The sequence below is a fragment of the Pseudomonas sp. St386 genome, from assembly GCF_018325865.1.
Classification (GTDB): Bacteria; Pseudomonadota; Gammaproteobacteria; order Pseudomonadales; family Pseudomonadaceae; genus Aquipseudomonas; species Aquipseudomonas brassicacearum.
This window is the reverse complement of record NZ_AP021900.1, coordinates 3074364-3093585: the sequence shown is the minus strand read 5'-3', so window position 1 is coordinate 3093585 and position 19222 is coordinate 3074364. Positions and strand designations below refer to the sequence as shown.

Annotated in this window: 18 protein-coding genes; 7 read left to right on the top strand and 11 right to left on the bottom strand. The window is 60.5% G+C overall.

Annotated elements, in window-relative coordinates; translation table 11 throughout:
- Positions 1–157: 157 nt before the first annotated feature.
- Positions 158–382, bottom strand: a complete 225-nt coding sequence (locus KI235_RS13530) for a hypothetical protein (protein WP_003201103.1) — start codon at positions 380–382, stop codon at positions 158–160.
- 280 nt (positions 383–662) lie between these two features.
- A complete protein-coding gene (locus tag KI235_RS13525) occupies positions 663–1010 on the bottom strand; it encodes a carboxymuconolactone decarboxylase family protein (RefSeq protein WP_003201101.1) in 348 nt (115 codons plus the stop codon).
- A gap of 110 nt (positions 1011–1120) precedes the next feature.
- Here KI235_RS13525 and KI235_RS13520 point away from each other — a divergent pair, with 110 nt between their 5' ends.
- A complete protein-coding gene (locus KI235_RS13520) occupies positions 1121–2044 on the top strand; it encodes an AraC family transcriptional regulator (protein WP_003201099.1) in 924 nt (307 codons plus the stop codon).
- A 3-nt stretch (positions 2045–2047) separates the two neighbouring features.
- Here KI235_RS13520 and KI235_RS13515 read toward each other — a convergent pair whose 3' ends face one another.
- The 5 genes from KI235_RS13515 to KI235_RS13495 all read right to left on the bottom strand — a co-directional run bounded on the left by KI235_RS13515 (position 2048) and on the right by KI235_RS13495 (position 8578).
- Complete coding sequence (locus tag KI235_RS13515) at positions 2048–2953, bottom strand: LysR family transcriptional regulator (protein ID WP_212795806.1); 906 nt, start codon at positions 2951–2953, stop codon at positions 2048–2050.
- Positions 2953–3873, bottom strand: a complete 921-nt coding sequence (locus KI235_RS13510) for a LysR family transcriptional regulator (RefSeq protein WP_003201095.1) — start codon at positions 3871–3873, stop codon at positions 2953–2955. Before KI235_RS13510 ends, KI235_RS13515 begins: the two co-directional genes overlap by 1 nt.
- Positions 3874–3951: 78 nt before the next feature.
- Complete coding sequence (locus KI235_RS13505; protein WP_027912298.1) at positions 3952–4581, bottom strand: glutathione S-transferase; 630 nt, start codon at positions 4579–4581, stop codon at positions 3952–3954.
- Between the two features lie 135 nt (positions 4582–4716).
- Positions 4717–6771 (bottom strand): pyridoxamine 5'-phosphate oxidase family protein, encoded by a 2055-nt coding sequence (locus KI235_RS13500; RefSeq protein ID WP_038856975.1) that lies wholly within the window; start codon positions 6769–6771, stop codon positions 4717–4719.
- Positions 6772–6970: 199 nt separating this feature from the next.
- Positions 6971–8578, bottom strand: a complete 1608-nt coding sequence (locus KI235_RS13495; RefSeq protein ID WP_028237079.1) for a hybrid sensor histidine kinase/response regulator — start codon at positions 8576–8578, stop codon at positions 6971–6973.
- Between the two features lie 103 nt (positions 8579–8681).
- Here KI235_RS13495 and KI235_RS13490 point away from each other — a divergent pair, with 103 nt between their 5' ends.
- The 3 genes from KI235_RS13490 to KI235_RS13480 all read left to right on the top strand — a co-directional run bounded on the left by KI235_RS13490 (position 8682) and on the right by KI235_RS13480 (position 11881).
- Complete coding sequence (locus KI235_RS13490) at positions 8682–9320, top strand: response regulator transcription factor (RefSeq protein WP_003201079.1); 639 nt, start codon at positions 8682–8684, stop codon at positions 9318–9320.
- A gap of 320 nt (positions 9321–9640) precedes the next feature.
- A complete protein-coding gene (locus tag KI235_RS13485) occupies positions 9641–10138 on the top strand; it encodes a hypothetical protein (RefSeq protein WP_003201077.1) in 498 nt (165 codons plus the stop codon).
- 105 nt (positions 10139–10243) lie between these two features.
- Positions 10244–11881, top strand: coding sequence for a hybrid sensor histidine kinase/response regulator (locus KI235_RS13480; protein ID WP_114730974.1), 1638 nt, complete (start codon positions 10244–10246; stop codon positions 11879–11881).
- On the opposite strand, the gene KI235_RS13475 is transcribed toward KI235_RS13480, so the two are convergent.
- Positions 11862–13217 (bottom strand): PAS domain-containing methyl-accepting chemotaxis protein, encoded by a 1356-nt coding sequence (locus KI235_RS13475; RefSeq protein ID WP_181819099.1) that lies wholly within the window; start codon positions 13215–13217, stop codon positions 11862–11864. The genes KI235_RS13480 and KI235_RS13475 overlap by 20 nt on opposite strands.
- Before the next feature lie 84 nt (positions 13218–13301).
- On the bottom strand, positions 13302–14207 hold the full coding sequence (locus tag KI235_RS13470) for a transcriptional regulator GcvA (protein WP_114730976.1): 906 nt from the start codon (positions 14205–14207) through the stop codon (positions 13302–13304).
- 110 nt (positions 14208–14317) lie between these two features.
- On the opposite strand from KI235_RS13470, the gene gstA reads away from it, so the two are divergent.
- The 3 genes from gstA to KI235_RS13455 all read left to right on the top strand — a co-directional run bounded on the left by gstA (position 14318) and on the right by KI235_RS13455 (position 16928).
- Positions 14318–14935: a glutathione transferase GstA gene (gstA, locus tag KI235_RS13465; protein ID WP_114730977.1), complete on the top strand. Its 618-nt coding sequence runs from the start codon at positions 14318–14320 to the stop codon at positions 14933–14935.
- 166 nt (positions 14936–15101) lie between these two features.
- Positions 15102–15893, top strand: a complete 792-nt coding sequence (locus KI235_RS13460) for a helix-turn-helix transcriptional regulator (protein WP_212795805.1) — start codon at positions 15102–15104, stop codon at positions 15891–15893.
- A 75-nt stretch (positions 15894–15968) separates the two neighbouring features.
- On the top strand, positions 15969–16928 hold the full coding sequence (locus KI235_RS13455) for a zinc-binding alcohol dehydrogenase family protein (protein ID WP_053162449.1): 960 nt from the start codon (positions 15969–15971) through the stop codon (positions 16926–16928).
- A gap of 16 nt (positions 16929–16944) precedes the next feature.
- On the opposite strand, the gene KI235_RS13450 is transcribed toward KI235_RS13455, so the two are convergent.
- Entirely contained in the window at positions 16945–17892 is a 948-nt protein-coding gene (locus tag KI235_RS13450) for an ABC transporter substrate-binding protein (protein WP_003201065.1), read from the bottom strand.
- Between the two features lie 344 nt (positions 17893–18236).
- Positions 18237–19193 (bottom strand): threonine dehydratase, encoded by a 957-nt coding sequence (locus KI235_RS13445; protein ID WP_039011729.1) that lies wholly within the window; start codon positions 19191–19193, stop codon positions 18237–18239.
- Positions 19194–19222 lie beyond the last annotated feature (29 nt).

Below are 19222 nucleotides of genomic sequence, written 5' to 3'. Positions count from 1 at the left end.
TAATGCATGGCCCGCTTTCGTTTTCTGCCTAGCCAATGTACGAATAAACAGCGAACTCAAACCCGTTGAACGGAAAAGTAGCGACCTCTTTCATCCCCATGTTCAAGTGCGCACGAAGCGACGCTTCATTGTTTGCTCCCTCGCCACGGGTTCTGCGTTAGCCGATCGGCGTTAGCTTCAGCACCCGCATCACCAAGGCGCCAGCCTTCGCCAGCAAAGTGCCGTGCGCGCGTTGCTGACACAGGTCGTTCGAGACGAAACCTGCGGACTCGCTTGCCAAGGCGCCCATCAATTGGGGCAACAGGAATCCGCTTTCGTGCTCCTGGTAAGTCGCAACGGAGGTATCGGGCCGAAGGTTGCCGGTGCAAGTCGTGTCGATCATGGGAATCTCCCGATGGATGGAGAACGCTGCGACGACCCGAAACGGTCAATCGCTTCTGGGATCAGTTTCACTGGCGGACGGTTTTTAGAGAATGTCCAGGAATTACATGACTTGATTGCGTAATCTGAAACAATCGCAGCTGACTGAACAAAAAAGGCTTACCGAGGTTTTGATATTTCGTTCCGAGAGGGGTGTTTTTTTGGTGTGTATATCCGTTGTTGCGGTAACGGCGGCTTATGGTTCCGCCCTTACCGCAGCAACGGATATGCCCCCATACAAATCACACCGGCGCTTTCAGCATGTCATACGCCTCAAGCGACCGCAGCGAGTAGATATAGGCCGCCCCCGCATTCAACGAAATCGCAGTTGCCAGGGCCGCCGCGACCTCCTCGCGACTCGCGCCGGCCTTGATCGCCGCGTCCGTGTGGGCGGCGATGCAACCGTCGCAGCGGGTAGTGACGGCGATGGCGATCGAGATCAGCTCGCGGGTCTTGGCATCGAGCACATTGTTTTCGCTGGCGGCTTCCCCTAGCGCCATATAGGCCTTGACCATTTTCGGGTTGCTGCGGCCCAGTGCGCCAAAGGCCTTCTGAATGGTGGGCAACAATTCGGACCAGTTATTGAACATGGCATTAACTCCTGAGTGGGTTGGGTGTACTGTTTTGACGCCCTCAGTTTTTCACCCTGGCGCCACTCGGGTTTGCTCAATGCGCTCAGTTTTTTTGGCGAAATGCTCAAATGAATGCGATCGATAAACTCATCAGCCTGGCCAACGTGCGCGGCAGCCTGGACCTGCGCTGTCAGTTCCAGGGCGACTGGGCCATGGATCACGGGCAGCAAGCCCTGGGCACAGCGCCCTATCACATCGTGCTGGCCGGCGAATGCCGCGTCGAGTTTGCCGATGGGCAGCGCTTGCCCATGCGTGCCGGTGACATCCTGCTGTTGCCGCGCGGTGCCCCTCACGTCATGCACAGCCCTGGCAAAACGGTAACGCCGACCTCCCCCCGAATCCTGACCGGGGGCACCTTGCCGATTCATCGCATTGGCGGCGCCAGCGCGGAGCTGGACATGCTTTGCGGAGGCTTTCACTTCAACCGGGCTTCGTTGCTGTTCGGCGCCTTGCCCGAATACCTGGTGATTCCCAGCGGCGCATTACCGGCCAATGGGCCGTTGCCGGCGCTGGTGGAGGTCATGCGCGCAGAAGCAGATGGGAATAAGGTCGGCGCGCGCTTCTTGCTCGATGCCCTGTCACAGGCGCTGTTCACCCTGATTCTGCGTGCGCATCTGGCCAGCCAGGGACAGGACAGCGGCTCGCTGGCCCTGCTCGGCGACAAGCGTCTGGGCCGGGCCTGGCAGGCAATGCTGGCGGACCCTGCGCACGAGTGGACCATCCAAGGCCTGGCGGACATCGCGAGCATGTCCCGGGCCAACTTCATGCGTGCATTTGTCAAGGTGGCCGGTGTCTCGCCGTGGGTACTGTTGACGCAAGTCCGCATGGAGTTGGCCTTCAGCCTGCTCAGTCACTCACACTTGGGGCTGAGCGATATTGCCGTACAGGTCGGCTACCAATCCCAGGCCGCGTTCAGCAAGAAATTCAAGGAAGTCTTCGGTGAGGCGCCAGGCCGTGTGCGCCGCGGGATCCTGGGTCCAAGCGCGAGCTGATATTCAAGAAACATCCGCTCGCAGCGCCGGGTGCTCGCGCAGGTGCTCGACGATGTAGTCCACGAAACTGCGCACGCGCATCGGCGCCTTGCGTCTTTCGCGGTAGACCACATGAACCGGTATCGAGGGCGGTTCATAGGGTTGCAGGACCCGGCGCAAGCGTCCGCTGTTCAGATAGTCGTACAGCGGATAGTTCAAGCAGCGCATCAACCCAGCCCCACGAGCCGCCGCGTCGATGGCCGCCTGCAGCGTGGCGCAACTGAGCCGCGTGCGTGCCTTGAGGCCGCTGGCCTGCTGCTGGAAAGGCCACTGGACCCAATCCTGGTTGGCCTGCGTGGCGATCAATCGATGATTGTGCAGATCCTGCGGCACAACCGGCTCACCATGAATCGCCAGGTAGCCAGGACTGGCGCAGACGAGCGAACGAACGCTGCCGACCGGTCGTGCGATCAATGAGCAGTTGGGCAGATTCCCCACCAACACCGCCACATCCAGCCCTTCCTCATGCATGTTCGGAAAACGATCGTGGTAGTGGGCAAATACCCTGATCTCGGGGTACTGATCCATGTAGCCGGCCAGCACCGGGGCCATGACATAGCGGCTGAACAGCAAGGGCAACAGGATCGTCAGGTTGCCTTGGGCCTGGACATGCCAGCCCTTGGCCGACGCCTCGGCCTCGTCAATCGCATTGAGGATCCGTGAACAGTCAGCCATGAAGCCGACCCCGGCTTCAGTCAGCACGACCCCGCGCGTGCTGCGTGACAGTAACTGCACACCCAGTCGCGCCTCCAGCCGAGCGATGGCACGCATCACGGTCGGTCCGGAAACGTTGAGGCGCTGGGCTGCCGAGGCGAGACTGGGGCACTGCGACAGCGCATGGAACATCAGCATTTCATGGTGGCGAGCCATCAGGCGATGCCTTTTACGACAGGCTTGAGCGTGACGTCGTCCCCCAACCGATCAGCGAGGAAGTCCACGAACGTGCGCACCTTGGCCGGCACTCGATTGCTCTTCTGATACACCACGTGAATCGGCAACGCTGGTGGCTCGAACGCCTTGAGCACTACCTCAAGCTCGCCGTCGGCGACCTGCCGGGCCACTTGATAGGACAAGACCCGGGTCACGCCCCAACCCTGGCAGGCGATGTTGATTGCCGCCTGATTAGCGGTCACCACCAGGCGTGGATCAAAGCGCAGGCTCAGCGAATTGGCTTCGTCCATGAACTGCCAGTGGCTCAGCAAATGACTGGCCGAAGACATCACGATATTGGCCTTGCTCAACTCGCCAGGATGGGTTGGCCGTCCGTGTCGCTGGAAATAGGCCGGGGCGCCACAAATCACCTGGCGCACTTCACCTACCTTGATGACGTGCTGATTGTTTTCCTGCAAATGGCCGATGCGGATCGCCACGTCGATGCCTTCGTCAGCGATGTTCACCACGCGGTCGACCAACAAGGCGTTGAGGTGTACCGAGGGAAATTGATCCAGGTAATCCGTCAGCAAAGGCGCGATGTACAGCTCGCCAAACAGCACCGGGGCGGTGACCGTCAGATACCCGCAGGGGATCGAATAGCTGCCGGCAGCGGCCTCCTCGGCTTCATCGAGCTCACTCAGGATCCGTCGACAATCCTCCAGGTAGCGCTGCCCCGCTTCAGTCAGGTACACATTGCGGGTGGTGCGCGACAACAGCTGGGTGCCAATCCGCTCCTCCATCGCCGCAATTGCGCGCGTCACGCTTGGTGGTGATATACGCAGTCGACGGGCGGCAGCGGCGAACCCTTCCTCCTCGGCAACCGCCATGAAAACCTGCATTTCCTGAAAGCGATCCATGGGCGATCCAGCCTTGAGGGCACGTGGCTTGAATGTACTTGCCGGAAGATGCCCCCCGGCAAGCACCTGCGGTGTGAATCAGGCTTGCTGCAAGCCCTTGGCGGTGCGTTGCATGCCGACGAAATTCGGCAATGCTTCGATGCTGCCCAGCCAGGCCCGGACGTTCGGGTAGTCGGTCAGCGCGACGTTGCCTTCCGGCGCATGGGACACGTAAGTGTACGCGGCCACGTCCGCGATGGTCGGTTGCTCACCGGCCAGGAACCGGCTCTGCCCCAACTCCGTCTCCATCACCTTCAACAGGGCATGGGAACGCTTGATGGCGTCTTCGGCGTCATAGCCGGCGCCGAACACGGTGATCAACCGGGCGTTGGCCGGCCCCTGGTTGATCTGGCCCGCCGCCACCGACAGCCAGCGCTGCACCCGCGCCTGGGCAAGCGGATCGCTGGGCAGCCATTGCCCCTTGCCATACTTGGCCGCGAGGTAGACCAGGATCGCGTTCGAGTCGGCCAGGACGGTGCCGTTGTCGTCGATCACCGGCACCTGGCCAAAACTGTTGATGGCGAGAAACTCCGGAGTCTTGTGCTCACCTTTCATCAAGTCCACGAATATCAACTCGGTTGGCAAGCCAAGCAGCGAGAGCATCAGCTCGACACGATGGGCGTGCCCCGACAGCGGGTGGCGATAAAGTTTGATCGCTTTCTCAGACATGACGTACTCCATGTTGTTTTGGGCTCGAAGCGGTGATCGCGTCGATGGCGCTATCCTCTGCTCCTGCCCCGGACAGCGGAATAACCAGCTTCTACAATCCAGCATTTCATCCGGTGAAACAGTCAGGCGGTCAGCCTAGACCTCGAGCACCAACGGCTCGCTCCCCTGGGCCGGCACCGCGCAACAGATCAGCACCTCACCTTCACCAACCGGTTCGGCCGGCTGGCTCAGGTAATGCACCTGGCCGCGGCTCAAGCGAGTTTTGCAGGTGCCGCAGGAACCGCCGCGGCAACTGAATTCCGGATTAAGGCCGCGCGCTTCGGCCAGCTCCAGCAACGTCCCGCTGCCCGGCTCCCAACGTGCCTCCTTGCCGGAACTGGCGAACAAGACCTTCACCGCTTCACTCGCAGCCGGCACTTGCTCTGGCGCCGGCATGCTCACTTCGAGATCCCGCACGAGCGTTGAGGGCCCAAAGGTCTCCGCGTGGATGCGATCGTCAGGGATGCGCAGTTTGCGCAGCCCGTCGTACAGCGCCTGGGTAAAGCTGCCCGGCCCGCACAAATAGAAGTCGTAGTCGTTGAGCGGCAGCAGCTTCTTGAGCAGTTCCACATCGATCCTGCCGGTCAGGTCATAACCTTCAGCGCCTCCTCCATCAGTGGGTGGTTGGCTGACCATGCGCAGCACCTGCAGCTTGTCGCCGGCACGGGCGGCCAGTTCGTCGATCTCGTCACGGAAAGCCAGGTCGGCCACCGAGCGGGCGCTTTGCACCAGCCAGACCGGGCGCATGCGGCTGATGCGTTGGCCCTGGTAAACCACCTCGCGCAACATCGACAACAACGGTGTGATGCCCACGCCCGCTGCCAGCAAGACCAACGGACGTCGCTCGGTGGCCTGGACGGTGAAATGGCCCTGGGGCGCCCGCGCCTCAAGCTCGTGCAGCGCCTGCACCTGATCATGCAGGTGAGACGACACCGAACCATCGCGCTTGACGCTGATGCGCAAAAAATCATCCGACGGCGCACTGGATACGCTATAGGTCCGGATCGATGGCGCGTTCTGTCCTTCCAGCAAGATCCGCACCGGCAAATGTTGCCCGGCTTCAAACCGGGGCAAACCCAAGCCATCGCTTGCCTGCAAGTAGAACGAGCGAATGTTGTGGCTTTCATCCACCACCCGCGCGACCTGCAATGCACGCCAGCGGCTACGCAGCGCCTCGGCCTGCAAGCGCTCGGCGGCCTGCTCCCAGCTGCCGGTCATCATTGAATTGGGCGAGTCGCCTTCGTCCTGGTCCTTCCAGCGCAGGGCAATGGCCGCCGGGCGATACACGATGCGTTGCGGGGTAAAGCGCAACAGCCGCTCGGCGCCCTGGAACGCGCTGATCTCGGGGTCGTCCAGCAGGACTTGCGCCGAGCCGCTCATTTGCAGCAGATCGCCCGTCTGGAAATCGACGAACACCAGCCCGGCCCGCGGATTGAGCAGGATGTTGCCCAGCGTGTTGAAAAACAGGTTGCCGGAAAAGTCCGGAATGGTCAGCGATCCGTCTTCGTCCATGCGCACAAACCCCGGCTTGCCGCCACGGTGGGAAGCATCGACCTGCCGCTCGCCGTCGCGCACCACGTAGGTGGCGATATAGAACGAATCGGCCGCCGTCACCAGGCGCCGCACCAGTGGGTCGGACACGGTCAGTTGACGCGGCGCAACGGCCTGCGCGTCGACAAAGTGGTACTGGCGCAGGTTGATGTAGCGAGGGCAGTTGCCATACGCCTGGCTCACTGAAATCTCGAGCCCAGGGTCGAGCTGACGACGCACGACACCGTTCATGCGGTTGCGCCGGCGGGTGTGCAACTCGATCCCCAGCATCCCGATGGCATCGCCCTCGCCCATGCCCTCCTGGGCCGGGTCGTTCGGCTCAGGCTCGAGGTCGATGTGCAGGGTCTGCGGATCGGGCGAGTTCATGAAGCCTGGTTGCCCGGCGCGCAAGGTCGCCCAGACATCGCCTTGCCGATCCACCGCCCCCAGCACCACGAAAGGCAGTTGGGCGTAGAACTCCCGATGCTGGTCTGGCATCCACGTGCGCGCCAGTTGCCGTTGCCCGACACCGGCCATCATGTCGACTGCCCCGACGGAGCGCTGCAAGGCCAGCTCTCCTTCGTGCCAGGGCGAGGTTTTTGCTTGCAAGGCTTCGTCCATCAGCTACTCCTCGCGCTCGCAGCATGAACGCCTGCGCCAGTGCGCTACGGTTAGGGATTCTCCGCCATCGTTTGCACGGCTGTGCAAATGGCTGGACTCATCTTCTGCCCAAAGCGACGGCGCAGGAATACGCACAAACTGCAATCCACCGTTTCATAAAATGGAATGGTGGAAGCACGAGGCATGGCCCGAACGGAGGTCAGGTCCTGACGCTGGCAAAGTTCTTGGTCAGCTCGAGCAAGGTCGCCCGCAACTCCGGAGGCCGCACAGGCTTGGCCAGGATCGAGATGTTCATGTGGTGCAGCGCGTGGCGAATTCTTTCGATTTCATGGCCGGTCATGATCATGGCGGGGACTTCCCAACCCCGTTGCTCGCGAATCGCGGCGATGCATTCGGAACCGGAGACCTTCGTGCCCAGGTCGAAGTCGGCAATGATGATGTCGCAGTCACTGGTCACGCCCACCCCGTCGCTGTGGGTTTCCACTTCGCACCCCCACTTCTCCAATAGCGCGGATGTCGCCATCAGCACGTTGGCGTCATCCTCCACCAGGCACACCCGCAAGCCTTGCAAACGGCTATGGGTGGACACCGGCCTGTCCACCATCGCCCTTGGCGCAACCGTTTCCAGCCCCTGGATCATGGCGCGCGTGCCCTTGCCGAGCCGGGAGTCCAGCTGGATGTCCAGATTGATCAGGAGGCTGATTCGCTTGACGATGGACAACCCCAGGCCCAGCCCCTCGACGTCCTTGTCACGAACGTGGCGCACCCGATAGAACTCCTTGAACACCTCGGGCAGGTGTTCGGCGGCAATGCCCCGGCCCTTGTCGTAGATGACGATGGCCAGGCCGCTGCCTTTCGGCCGCACGCCGATCAACACTGGTTGGCCGGAGGCATATTTGAGCGTGTTGGAGACCAGGTTCTGCACCATGGTCGCCAACAGGCCGGCGTTGACATTGACCCAATGCCGGCAAGGCCGCAGGCGCAACTCGACACCGGCCCAGCGTGCGGCTTCGGTGTTCTGCTTGACCACATCTTGAAGCAACGCGCCCAGGTGTACAGGTTCGGCCTGCGGTTCAAGCTGCCCGTTATCGAGGGTGTAGATATCGAGGATCGAACGAAACAGCTGCGAGACGATGTGCAACGAGCGGTCGATGTTGTCCACCAGTCGCAACTCTTCCTGGCCCAACCGGGCATCGCGCAGGCAGGCGGTGAACAAGCCGATCGAGTGAATCGGTTGGCGCAAGTCGTGGCTGGCCTGGGCCAGGAAGCGGGATTTCTCCTGGTTCGCGGCAATCGCCTCCTCCGAAGCGATGCGGGTTCGGGTCAGCAGGATATGCGCGTAGGCGGGCACCACTATGGTGGTGACGATCAGCATCAGGAACACGTAGGGCTGACCACGCCAGAACGGCGTGAGCAGGAAGATCACCACCAAGGTAGCGAGAGCGATCAACGTCGCGGCAGCCAGGTAGCGCGAGCCGAAGCGCATGCCATTGCCCAACGTGACCCAGAGCAATGCGGCGTACACCGGTAGCAACCCCTCCCCACCCACGATCAAGGCGAAGGCGAGGCTTGCATAGTCGAGGGTCATGGCAAAAAGACGACGCAGGATGAAGTGCCCGGGCCAACGCTTGATCGCCATGCGCAGCGGGACCGCGACGCCGAAAAAAAAGGCCATGTACCACAGGATCGGGACATAGGTTTCGAAATCACTGGCCAGGCAGGCCACCACTATGATGTAGAGCGCAGTACAGGCCCCGACCGTCAATCTCAAGGTAGCCTGATCAAGCTCGCTATTCTTTTCCGTCATAGTCACTGGATTATTCCAACATGAAAGGTTGTTTCAAACTTGAAACCCAAGGGGGCAGTTTAGGTTACGATTCGTGAACTGGAAGATCAGAAGGATCTGAAGCATGACGTGCAGAGTAATTGTGGCAGATGACCATCCTTTGTTTCGCGAAGGTATGCTGAGAACCATTGAACGACTCATACCGACAGCATCCATAGAACAGGCTGGAAATCTGGACGAAGTATTGGCGCTGGCACGTTCCGGAATGGAAGTGGACTCCCTGATACTCGACTTGCGCTTTCCCGGGATCAAATCGTTGCAAGTAATCGGCCAGTTGCGCAGTGAGTTCAAGCGCACCTCGATCATTGTGGTTTCAATGGTGGATGATGTCGACGTTATTTCCCAAGTGATGGCGCTGGGTGCCGACGGATTCATCGGCAAGAATATCGACCCCGCCGGTATTGCCGACGCCATCATGGCAATACGCGAAGGCGAAGTGGTGGTGAAGTATCAGGCCGAAAACGCGATCCTGGACGATGCACTTTCCCAACTGACCGCGCGCCAACGGCAAGTGCTTGGCTTGATCGCCGCCGGCAAGACCAACAAGGAGATAGCCCGGGACCTGGGCATTTCCCCGTTCACGGTGCGCATCCATGTCTCAAGCCTGCTCAAATCCCTGGGTGTGCCCACGCGCGCGGCGGCTGCGGCGCAGTTCTCCAACTTCCCAGGCAATGGTGGATGGCCGGGAAAACAAGACAATTAAATGTATAACGACCGCGAATATTAATTGAGCATCACCCTCCCTGCCTGCCCATCTCCGAGGCCATAGCACACTTGTACTATAGCGTCGCCCAGTACTCTCCCCCTAAGCTGTGGACGCTCCATAAAAAGGCTGTTGGAACAGCCAAACATAAAGAAAGCCAACATGCCATGCACCGTGCAGTATCACTGTACCTATTGAAACGTTATGACGTGCGAAGCCTATGGATTTTATAAATCGATAGGCGGCGCAATGCTGGGTCAACTTCACCGTCTGCACGGTTGAAATGGAATGGTCCTGACATTAACTCAAGGTAAGTCATCATGTCCTTCGAATATGGAAAAACACTTAGAAATGGAATGGCGCTGTGCGTGCTGGCGGGCGTACTGAACGGTTGTGCAAACACCGGCGACTTGGGCAACTTGATGGGCTCCTTGAATCAGGGCGCCAAAAAATACGACGTCTCGTACCTCAAGCAAACAATCATTCCGGGCAAGACGACAAAAGGCCAGATCACTCAAATGTTCGGCGCGCCGACCAATGAAGAACTCAATTCGACGAGCTCCAGCAACGAGTCGAACTGGACCTATGAAAAGACTGATGAAGGCCTGGATAAGTACATGAAGCTGGCCCATAAGTACGTCTCGACCGAAACCAGCCTGAAGATGTATGAAACCTCGGCACAACTGTCCAAGGCGCAAACCGTAGCCAATGACGTCAGCAGCGTGACCGGCACGAAAACAGGCCAGAGCCAGAGCCAGGGTTCGGTATTGACCATCTATTTCGTCGATGATGTCGTGAAGTACTACAGGGTCTACTGACGCAATGGCATCGCCCGTTGGGGACAGCATCAAGTCTGTTCCCAACCTTTACCGAGGCTAGCCGCTACGCTTGGAGGCACCAGAGGTCATGCGGTGCCAAAACCAGTGGAAAAGAACAGTGAACTCGACCAGGCCACGTTACGCCTGACCGTCAGCGCCTGTGCGCTGTTGTATATCGTCATCCTCGCCGGCCTCTATCCAGAAGAGGCCGCGAGCTACGTACCCATCATTATCTACATCTGTACGTTCATCTTCGTCTCGGTGTTCCTGCGCATGATCATCAAGCGCTGGCCTGGACACTTCTTCTGGCGGCGCCTTTTCACGATGCTGCATGACTATGCCGGCATCGCATTTGCCATGATCGTGGGTGGAGAGGGCACGCTCCCGGTGTACGCTGCATTACTCTGGGTCACGCTGGGCAATGGCATGCGCTTCGGCTCGCGCTACCTGGCGCTGGCGACCGTTATCGCGCTGTCGACCCTGGTACTGGTTTTCTGGCTGACCCCGTTCTGGCATACGCAGCCCTACATGTTCCTGATGTTGATCGTCACCACCATTGTGGTGCCCGCCTACGCGCACATTTTGCTCAAGCGCACACGCATTGCCTCCGAAGAAGCCATTTTGGCCAATCAGGAGAAATCGCGATTCCTGGCCCAGGCCAGTCATGACCTGCGCCAGCCAATCCACTCCATCGGTCTGTTTACGGCCTGCCTGCGTGACGCCAGGCTGGGGCTGGAAGAATTGCGGCTGGTGGACAACATCGACCGTTCGCTGCACACCGTGTCGCAACTGTTCCGCTCGATCCTCGATATCTACACCCTCGATCACGGCCAACCGATGCCGAAGGCCGACACCGTACACCTGGGCCAATTGCTGCAGGACGTCGTCAAGCAGAACACCGAAGCGGCCCGCTGGGCCGGCGTCGAGCTGCGTTTGCGCGCCTGTCCTTACTGGGTCAGCGTCAATCCCGGCTTGCTGACCACGATGGTCCAGAACCTGCTGTCCAACGCGCTCAAATACGCACCCGGCCAACCCGTGCTGATCGGCGTGCGACGCCAGGGCCAGCGCCTGGCCGTGGTGATCTACGACAAGGGGCGCGGCATCGCCGCCGAACATTTGCCCGAGGTGTTCAAGGAGTTCTACCGCATTCGCCATGCGCGCGACAAGGATGTCGAGGGGCTCGGCCTCGGCCTGTCCATCGTCAAGCGCATCAGCCAGATGCTAAATGTCGATATACACATCCATTCCAAGGTCGGACAAGGCACCCGGGTGGCGATCAGCGGCCTGGAACCGGCGGCACCACGTGTCATGGCGCCCAAGGTGGTGCCCGTCCAGAATCGCCTGGACGGGTTGCGGGTGTGTTTGGTTGAAGACGACGCCAACGTGCTGATGGCGACCTCGGCGCTGCTGGAAAAATGGGGATGCGAGGTGGAGGCCCACAGCGACGGTGAAGGGCTGACCAGCGATTGCGACATCGTCATCGCCGATTTCGACCTGGGCACAAAAGTCTCGGGCGCCGAATGCATTGCCGCGCTACGCGAGCAGCGCGGCTGGCAAGTCCCGGCGCTGGTCATCACCGGGCATGAGATCGAGCGGATACGCCAATCGCTGCAAAGCCTGAGTATCTCGGTGCTGGCCAAGCCCGTGCGACCGCCGGAACTGCGAGCGGTATTGCTTGAATTGGTCAAGCGCATGGATCGCTGGGGCGAGGACTCAGCTCACCTCAACCCACCCAGCCGATAGCCGTCTTGGGAATCACCTCGGACTCGTCGAGCTTGGACGCAAACATGCTCACGGCCTCGAGTGCATCCGTGGTCCCGTTCCTGATTTGCACGATGACCGAGCCGGCCTGGTCTGCCAGGGTTACACCGCGCAATGCGCCTTCATGGGTCACGTTCATGCTGGCGACGGCGTCGCGGGTTTCGGAGAGAATCATGCCGATCATTTCGGCAATCTCCGAGGTGGAGCGACTGGTGCGCCCGGCCAGTTGCCGGACCTCGTCGGCCACCACCGCGAATCCCCTCCCCTGGTCTCCGGCCCGCGCGGCCTCGATAGCCGCGTTGAGGGCCAGCAGGTTGGTCTGGTCGGCAATGCCGCGAATGGTGTTGACGATGGCTGTGATCTCTTCCGAACGCGCCCCCAACTGCCCAACCAGACGCGCGGAAGAGCCAATGTTGTCGGCGATCTCGCGCATCTCCTTGGCAGTCTGGTGGATCACCTGGGCGCCCTGTTCGGCCACTCGCTCGGTCTCGGCGGAGATATGGTACGCACGGGAAGCGCCACGCGAATCCTCTTCGAACTTCTCCACCCGTTCGCTGATGTCACTGGCGAACTTCACAACCTTGCACAACTTGCCTTCGGCGTCGTAGACCGGGTTGTAGCTGGCTTCCAGCCAGACGACTTTGCCGTTTTTGCCGAGGCGCTTGAACTGGCCACTGAAAAACTCGCCGGCGTTGAGACGACGCCAGAAATCACTGTACTCCGAACTGCCCACCAGGCTCGGTTCGCAGAACATCCGGTGATGCTTGCCCTTGAGCTCTGCCAACGTGTAATTCATGACATTCAAGAAGTTGTCGTTGGCGGTCAGGATGTTGCCGCCCAGGTCGAACTCGATCACTGCCATGGCCCGGTCGAGAGCCGCCAGCCGGCCACGTGTTTCTGCCTCGGCGGCAACCTTGGCGGTGACATCGAGTGCGTACTTGACCACCTTCACGACGCGGCCTTGCTCGTCCACTACCGGGTTATAGCTAGCTTCCAGCCACACGTTCTGCCCTTGCGCGCTACGGCGCTGAAACGTGCCGGAAACAAATTGGCCGGCGCGCAGCTGGTTCCAGAATTCACGGTACTCGGCGCTGCCCACCAGCGCTGGGGCGCAAAAATCCCGATGGGACAGGCTGGCCAACTGATCCGCACGGTAGCCCATCGTGCCAAGAAAATTCTCGTTCGCCCGAAGGACCTTGCCATCGGGGCTGAACTCGATGACAGCCATCGACCGCTCCAAGGCGCCGACCAGTCCTTTGTATGTTGCCAATTCGGCCGTCCTAGCCGTCAGTTCATTTTTTAGTGTTGTATTAAACATGACGTACCCTCGGTGAACCCTGGAAGTAACCGGACCTTTTATTCATATCGGCTCGCTGGCTGGAGGCTGAACGGTACGCTGTAATTATGTTTTGGCGCCAAAACTCACCGAATCCATCAACCAGGTTCTAAAGGCCTGCACTTTTGGGGTGTCGGCTGTTTCATGCGGGCTCACGAAATAAAAGCCGAGGTCAGATTTCAAGCGTAGATCGAAGGGGACAACCAATCGCCCGGCCTTCAGGTCATCCTCGACATAGGTTGAACGCCCGATGCAGACCCCCAGGCCGTCAACCGCAGCCTGAACAGCCATCATGGCAAGGTCGAAAGTCAACCGGCTGCCTTCGGCCAGTTTTTTCGGTTGGCCGGCGGCACTCAACCAGGCACTCCAGTCGTCGTGGGTCACCCCACTGACCTGCAACAAGGTGTGCCGGGCCAGATCGTGCGGATTCTCCAGGGCTGTCGGACCTTGCAGCAGCCTGGGGCTGCACACCGGAAAGATCTCATCGGCCATCAGCCAGTCCGCCCGCAAGCCCTTCCAATCCCCGGAACCGTAACGAATGGCCGCATCGACGCCGCCCTTGCGAAAATCCACCCGTTCGGTGGAGGCCGTAACGCGTACGTCAATGCTGGGAAACGCCTGCTGGAAAGACGCCAGTCGCGGCAACAACCATTTGGAGGCAAAGGACACCAGCGTACTGATGGTCAAGACGCTGTTGTTGCGGCTCTCCAGCAACGTCTGCGTGCAATAGCGCAACTCATGGAACGCCGCACGAACGCCTGGGAAATAGCCATGTCCTTCGTCTGTCAGCGCCAGGCCATCCTTGAGCCGCAGGAACAGGCGCACGCCCAGCTCCTCTTCGAGCCGGCGAATTTGATGGCTGATGGCTGTTTGAGTGACGTTCAGCTCTAGCGCAGCCTTGGTAAAACTCATGTGCCGAGCGGCCGACTCGAATGCTCTAAGGCCATTTAAGGAAGGGATTCTTGTGGCCATTGGGTTGGCTTGCTCATGAGATTTTGTCATACGCTAGCACTGAAGATGTCCTTTGAAAATGTTCCGGCCCTCGCGGATTCTGGCGGCACGCCCCCGACCTTGAGGAAACCATGAAACTGTACTTCGCCCCCATGACCTGCTCATTGTCCCCGCACATCGTGCTGCGGGAATTGGGCCTGCCCTTTGAATTGATCCGGGTCGACAACCAGACCAAACGAACTGCCGATGGGCTCGACTTCCTGACCATCAACCCCAAGGGCTACGTGGCAGCCTTGGTGCTGGATAACGGTGATGTCCTGACCGAGGGCCCCGCCATCGTCCAATACCTGGCCGATCTGGTTCCCGCAAACACACTGGCGCCGGTCAATGGCACCTGGGAGCGGGTTCGCCTGCAGGAATGGTTGAACTTCATTACCTGCGAGATTCACAGCGGATGTGCGCCATTGTTCAACGCCGATATTGCAGAGCCGACCAAGGCCATCTTCAGGGCAAAGCTGTTCAGGCGTCTGGATTACCTCAGCCAGGCCCTTGAACAACAGGATTACCTGATGGGCACCTTTGGCCTGGCCGACGGCTATTTGTTTACCGTCCTGAACTGGCTGCCGTTGTTCAATATCCAGATCAGGGACTGGCCGGCGCTGGCGGCGTTCATGGCGCGAATCGCCGCACGCCCCAGCGTCCGGGCGGCCATGGCTGCGGAGGCGGCATCCAATCTCGGTGCGATCTGAACCACCGCTATTGCGAGCAGGCTCGCTCCCACAGGTGTCCGGGGTGATTGTGAGATTCGAGATACACCCGGATCCCTTGCTCGCGATAGCGGCGGTACAGCCACGCCAGGCCCCAACGCTTGCGCACTTGTGCTAAAAAGCACCGTTATCGTTCTGAGTTCCGGTCATGGCCCTTGCTTCACCTCCCGATCTGACGGACACGACGCATCTTGTTCAACCGCTTTCCCGCACCTACTCATCCGGGACGTTGATCGCGCCTCATCATCATGAATGGGGTCAGCTTCTCTACGCGCAAAGTGGTCTCATGTGGGTCGATACACCCGGTGCTGCGCTGCTGGTCCCGCCGCAGCGCGCGGTGTGGCTGCCGCCGCGGGTCACACATGGGATCCGGGTGGTTTCGCCCTTGGAGATGCGCAATCTCTATTTACGCGCAGAACTGGCCATGGGCGTGGGGCTTGAGCTGGAAGTGCTTGAGGTCAGCAAACTGCTGCGCGAGCTGATCATCCGGCGAGTGGCGCTGGGTAACCGTCCTGATCCTGCGTTGCGTGATGCCTTGGACAACCTGCTGGTGCTGGAACTTCGCGAGCAGCGCCCGGCGGTGCTCAAGGTGCCCATGCCTGCCGGCGGGGATAGGCGCTTGCGCAATTTGTGCGAGACGGTGCTCGACGTCCCCGGCCTGGCCATGTCCTTTGAGCAGCATGCCGAGTCGGTGGGGGCCAGCACCCGCACCTTGGCCCGGTTGTTCCATGGCGAGCTTGGCCTGACGTTCACCGAGTGGCGACGCCAAGTGCAGTTGGCCCACGCCGTCGCCGCACTCCTGGAGGGTGACTCGGTGGGCACGATAGCGGCGCGGTTGGGCTATACGCTGAGCAGTTTCAGCGAGATGTTCCGCCGTTCCCTGGGCGTTGCACCGTCGGCGTATAAAAACGCGATGGCATCGAGGGGATTTGTCCGATAGACGAAACTCTCTGGCGGGCTCACTATCGGCCCGGACGCTATCCTCGATGCACATTTCGTCGAGGAGTATTGCAGCTTGAAAGCCCTACAGTTTTCCGCCACCGGCAGCCTGGACCACCTCTGCCTCGTTGACTTGCCGACACCCGTCCCGGGCCCCGACGAGGTCCTCATCCGGGTCAAGGCGGCTGGGCTCAACCCCAGTGATGTCAAGAATGTCGAGGGCCGCTTCCCCTATACCACCTTGCCCCGCGTGCCCGGCCGTGATTTCGCCGGGGTGGTTGAGCAAGGCCCGGCACACCTGCTCGGCAAAGCGGTCTGGGGAACCGGCAGGGGCCCAGGTTTCCTGCGTGACGGCTCCCATGCGCAATACCTCACGGTTCCGGCAAGTGGCGTGGCCCTGAAGCCCGAGCGTTTGTCCTTCGTCCAAGCGGCGGCTATCGGTGTGCCTTTTACCACCGCCTACGATGCCGTTGAACGATCTCACGTGCAGCGCGACACGACGTTTTTGGTGATTGGCGCCAATGGCGCGGTAGGCAGCGCAGCGCTGGCCCTGGCGAAGGCCCGCGGGGCCCGTGTGCTTGCGGCGGTACGGCGACCGGAGCGGGTCGCCGAGTTGCAAGCCAAAGGCTACGACGTCATCGTGACCAGTTCGCCCGGCAGCCTTGCAGAGCAGGTAAACGCGGTATTTCCGGGAGGGGCGCAGGTCATCTTCGACACCACCGGCTTCTGGCTGCAAGAGGCGGTATCGGCATTGGCCAACTTCGGTCGAATCGCGATCATTGCTGCCCCGCCAGATGGGATGGTGCACTTCCCCGCCCTGGCGCTCTATCGCAAAGGCGGCATCTTGATCGGGGTGAACTCACTGCTCTATGACAATACCGATTGCGCCCGGATGCTTGAAGAATTTGGCAAGCACTTCGAGGCAGGCGTCATCGACGCTCCCACGGATATTCTTGAAATCCCCCTGGTGGACGGCAAGGCCCAGTACGCGCTGATCGCCAAGGGCAGCAGCGCAAAAGCCGTACTGGTGCCCTGATCCAGAGCGGCTCGGTTTATTCGCTCAAGGCCTGGTTGAAGGACGTGTCGATAATCCCGGCAGTGGCCAGCGGTGCCGGCAGCGCCTTGACCTTGAACAGGAAGTCCGCCGTGCTTTGCAGGTCGGCGGCAGCCTGTTGGTCCACCGGGCCGACACTCATGTGTGCCTGACGCAACCAATGACGCGAGACGTTCTGGTCGAGGTTGGCCTTTTTCGCCCACAGGTCCGCGTATTGGTCGGTGTGGTTGTCGACCCAGGCGCGGGCTTGTTTCACACGCCCGAGGAAGTCGGCGATGGCTTCGCGCTTGCTGTCGATGGCCGGCGTCGAAGCGGCAATGGCGCTGAGGCCGGGCATGAGGTTTTTCGCCGTCAGGATCGGTCGGGCGCCGGAGAACAGGATCTGTTGCGAGATGTAGGGCTCCCACACCGGAAACGCATCGATGCTGCCCTGGGGCAAGGCCGCCGCCGCGTCGATCGGCATCAGCTTGATGAATGCCACATGGTTCTCTGGCAAACCGGCCTGCTCCAGGGCGCGCAAAGTCAGTTGCTGGCTCCAGGCACCGGGCCAATAGGCGACTTTCTTGCCCTTGAGGTCGGCGATGGTCTTGACCGGTGAATCCTTGGGCACCAGCAGCGCGATAGTGTCCGGGTTCTGCCGCGAGACACCGATCAATTTCACCGGTGCCTGCTTGGCAGCCAGGAACAGAAAACCCGAATCGCCGAGGAAACCCAGGTCCAGGTCGCCGGTATTCAGCGCCTCGGCCAGGGGCGCGGCGGCCTGGAAGTGTTTCCAGTCGACTTGGTAAGGTGCGCCCTCAAGCACACCCGAAGCCTCCACCGATGCCCGTACGTTGTAATAGTTCTGGTCGCCGACGTGCAGTACCAAGGGCTCGCTGGCGTGGACCAAAGGGGCGGCGAACAATGTGCTGAGGAACAGACGGCGCAGGGATCGGGCGAACTTCATGAAGACATTCCTGAGTGAATTTCATAGAACATAACGCTCTTGGAATTCACATTAGAAATTCTTTTAAAGCATAAGCTCATAGTCACAGGCAGCCAATGTCCAGGGCGCAACAGTGCCGCAACAGACTGTTGGCTGGGCAACATCGGCTTGAAGCCTTTACCCCATAGAGGGCCCCGAAAACCGCCCTTTCGCCGGCTATGCAATAACGATGGATATTGGGCTTACCGGCCTCATCGCGAGCAAGCTCGCTCCCAGATTCAATCTCCATTGAATAAAAAATTCATATCCGACACAGAACCACTGTGGGAGCGAGCTTGCTCGCGATGACGGCGGCAAGCCCAACCTCAGCCAATCAGATTCGCATACACCGGCCGGTCGATATTCCCACCGGACAGAATCACCGCCACCCTTTTCCCCCGCATCGTTTCACGCTCCTGCATCAGCGCTGCCAAGGCGGCAGCGCCGGCACCTTCGGCGAGGTTGTGGGTGTCGGTGTAATACGCCCGCATGGCCCCGGCAATTTCAGCGTCGCTGACCGCTACGATTCGCGCCGCCCCGGCTCCATAGATGGCAAAGGCCTCGGGAATGGGTCTGCGCACGGCCAAGCCGTCGGCAAAGGTATTCGCCGAATCGGTCTCGCATAGCCTGCCCGTTTCAAACGACAACTTCGCCGCGACGGCCTCGGTGGACACCACGCCCACCACGTGGGTCTTCAGGCCCAAGGCATCGCGGGCGGCGATGACCGCGCAGATCCCCGAGCCGCAGCCTATCGGCACATAGACAGTGTCCAGGTCCGGCACCGCGTTGAACAGCTCGAGCCCATAGGTCGCCACGCCCTTGACCAACTCGGGATGGAACGGCGGCACCAGGTAGAGGCCATGCACTTGGGCCAGGCGTGCGGCCTCTTCACGGGCCTCATCGAAATCGCGGCCATACTCGACCACCTCGCCGCCAAAACCGCGCATGGCGTTGTTCTTCTCCAGCGAGTTACCGCGCGGCACGACGATCAACGCTTTCAAACCCAATGCGCTGGCCGCCAGCGCCAGGCTCTGGCCATGGTTGCCGCGAGTCGCCGTGACGATGCCTTTTGCCTCTGGGTGCTCGCGCATGAGCCAGCGCACGAAGGTCAGGCCGCCGCGCACCTTGAAGGCCCCCGTCGGGGTGTGGTTCTCGTGCTTGACCCACACCGTGCAACCCAACCGCTCAGCCAGCAAGGGCCAGGCGTACTGGGCGGTGGCGGGCATGACTTCGTATAAGTGGCGGGCAGCTTGTTCGATATCGTCGCGAGTCAGTGTGTGCATGATGGGCCTCCGGGTTTTTGCCCAGTCTA

What these genes read in the sequence shown, in the direction of transcription:
- KI235_RS13445 (WP_039011729.1), bottom strand. Translation starts at nt 19,193, where the DNA reads ATGCACACACTGACTCGCGACGATATCGAACAAGCTGCCCGCCACTTA.
- KI235_RS13490 (WP_003201079.1), top strand. Translation starts at nt 8,682, where the DNA reads ATGACGTGCAGAGTAATTGTGGCAGATGACCATCCTTTGTTTCGCGAA.
- KI235_RS13500 (WP_038856975.1), bottom strand. Translation starts at nt 6,771, where the DNA reads ATGGACGAAGCCTTGCAAGCAAAAACCTCGCCCTGGCACGAAGGAGAG.
- KI235_RS13475 (WP_181819099.1), bottom strand. Translation starts at nt 13,217, where the DNA reads ATGTTTAATACAACACTAAAAAATGAACTGACGGCTAGGACGGCCGAA.
- KI235_RS13470 (WP_114730976.1), bottom strand. Translation starts at nt 14,207, where the DNA reads ATGGCCACAAGAATCCCTTCCTTAAATGGCCTTAGAGCATTCGAGTCG.
- KI235_RS13450 (WP_003201065.1), bottom strand. Translation starts at nt 17,892, where the DNA reads ATGAAGTTCGCCCGATCCCTGCGCCGTCTGTTCCTCAGCACATTGTTC.
- KI235_RS13485 (WP_003201077.1), top strand. Translation starts at nt 9,641, where the DNA reads ATGTCCTTCGAATATGGAAAAACACTTAGAAATGGAATGGCGCTGTGC.
- KI235_RS13515 (WP_212795806.1), bottom strand. Translation starts at nt 2,953, where the DNA reads ATGGCTCGCCACCATGAAATGCTGATGTTCCATGCGCTGTCGCAGTGC.
- KI235_RS13520 (WP_003201099.1), top strand. Translation starts at nt 1,121, where the DNA reads ATGAATGCGATCGATAAACTCATCAGCCTGGCCAACGTGCGCGGCAGC.
- KI235_RS13460 (WP_212795805.1), top strand. Translation starts at nt 15,102, where the DNA reads ATGGCCCTTGCTTCACCTCCCGATCTGACGGACACGACGCATCTTGTT.
- gstA (WP_114730977.1), top strand. Translation starts at nt 14,318, where the DNA reads ATGAAACTGTACTTCGCCCCCATGACCTGCTCATTGTCCCCGCACATC.
- KI235_RS13525 (WP_003201101.1), bottom strand. Translation starts at nt 1,010, where the DNA reads ATGTTCAATAACTGGTCCGAATTGTTGCCCACCATTCAGAAGGCCTTT.
- KI235_RS13530 (WP_003201103.1), bottom strand. Translation starts at nt 382, where the DNA reads ATGATCGACACGACTTGCACCGGCAACCTTCGGCCCGATACCTCCGTT.
- KI235_RS13505 (WP_027912298.1), bottom strand. Translation starts at nt 4,581, where the DNA reads ATGTCTGAGAAAGCGATCAAACTTTATCGCCACCCGCTGTCGGGGCAC.
- KI235_RS13495 (WP_028237079.1), bottom strand. Translation starts at nt 8,578, where the DNA reads ATGACGGAAAAGAATAGCGAGCTTGATCAGGCTACCTTGAGATTGACG.
- KI235_RS13510 (WP_003201095.1), bottom strand. Translation starts at nt 3,873, where the DNA reads ATGGATCGCTTTCAGGAAATGCAGGTTTTCATGGCGGTTGCCGAGGAG.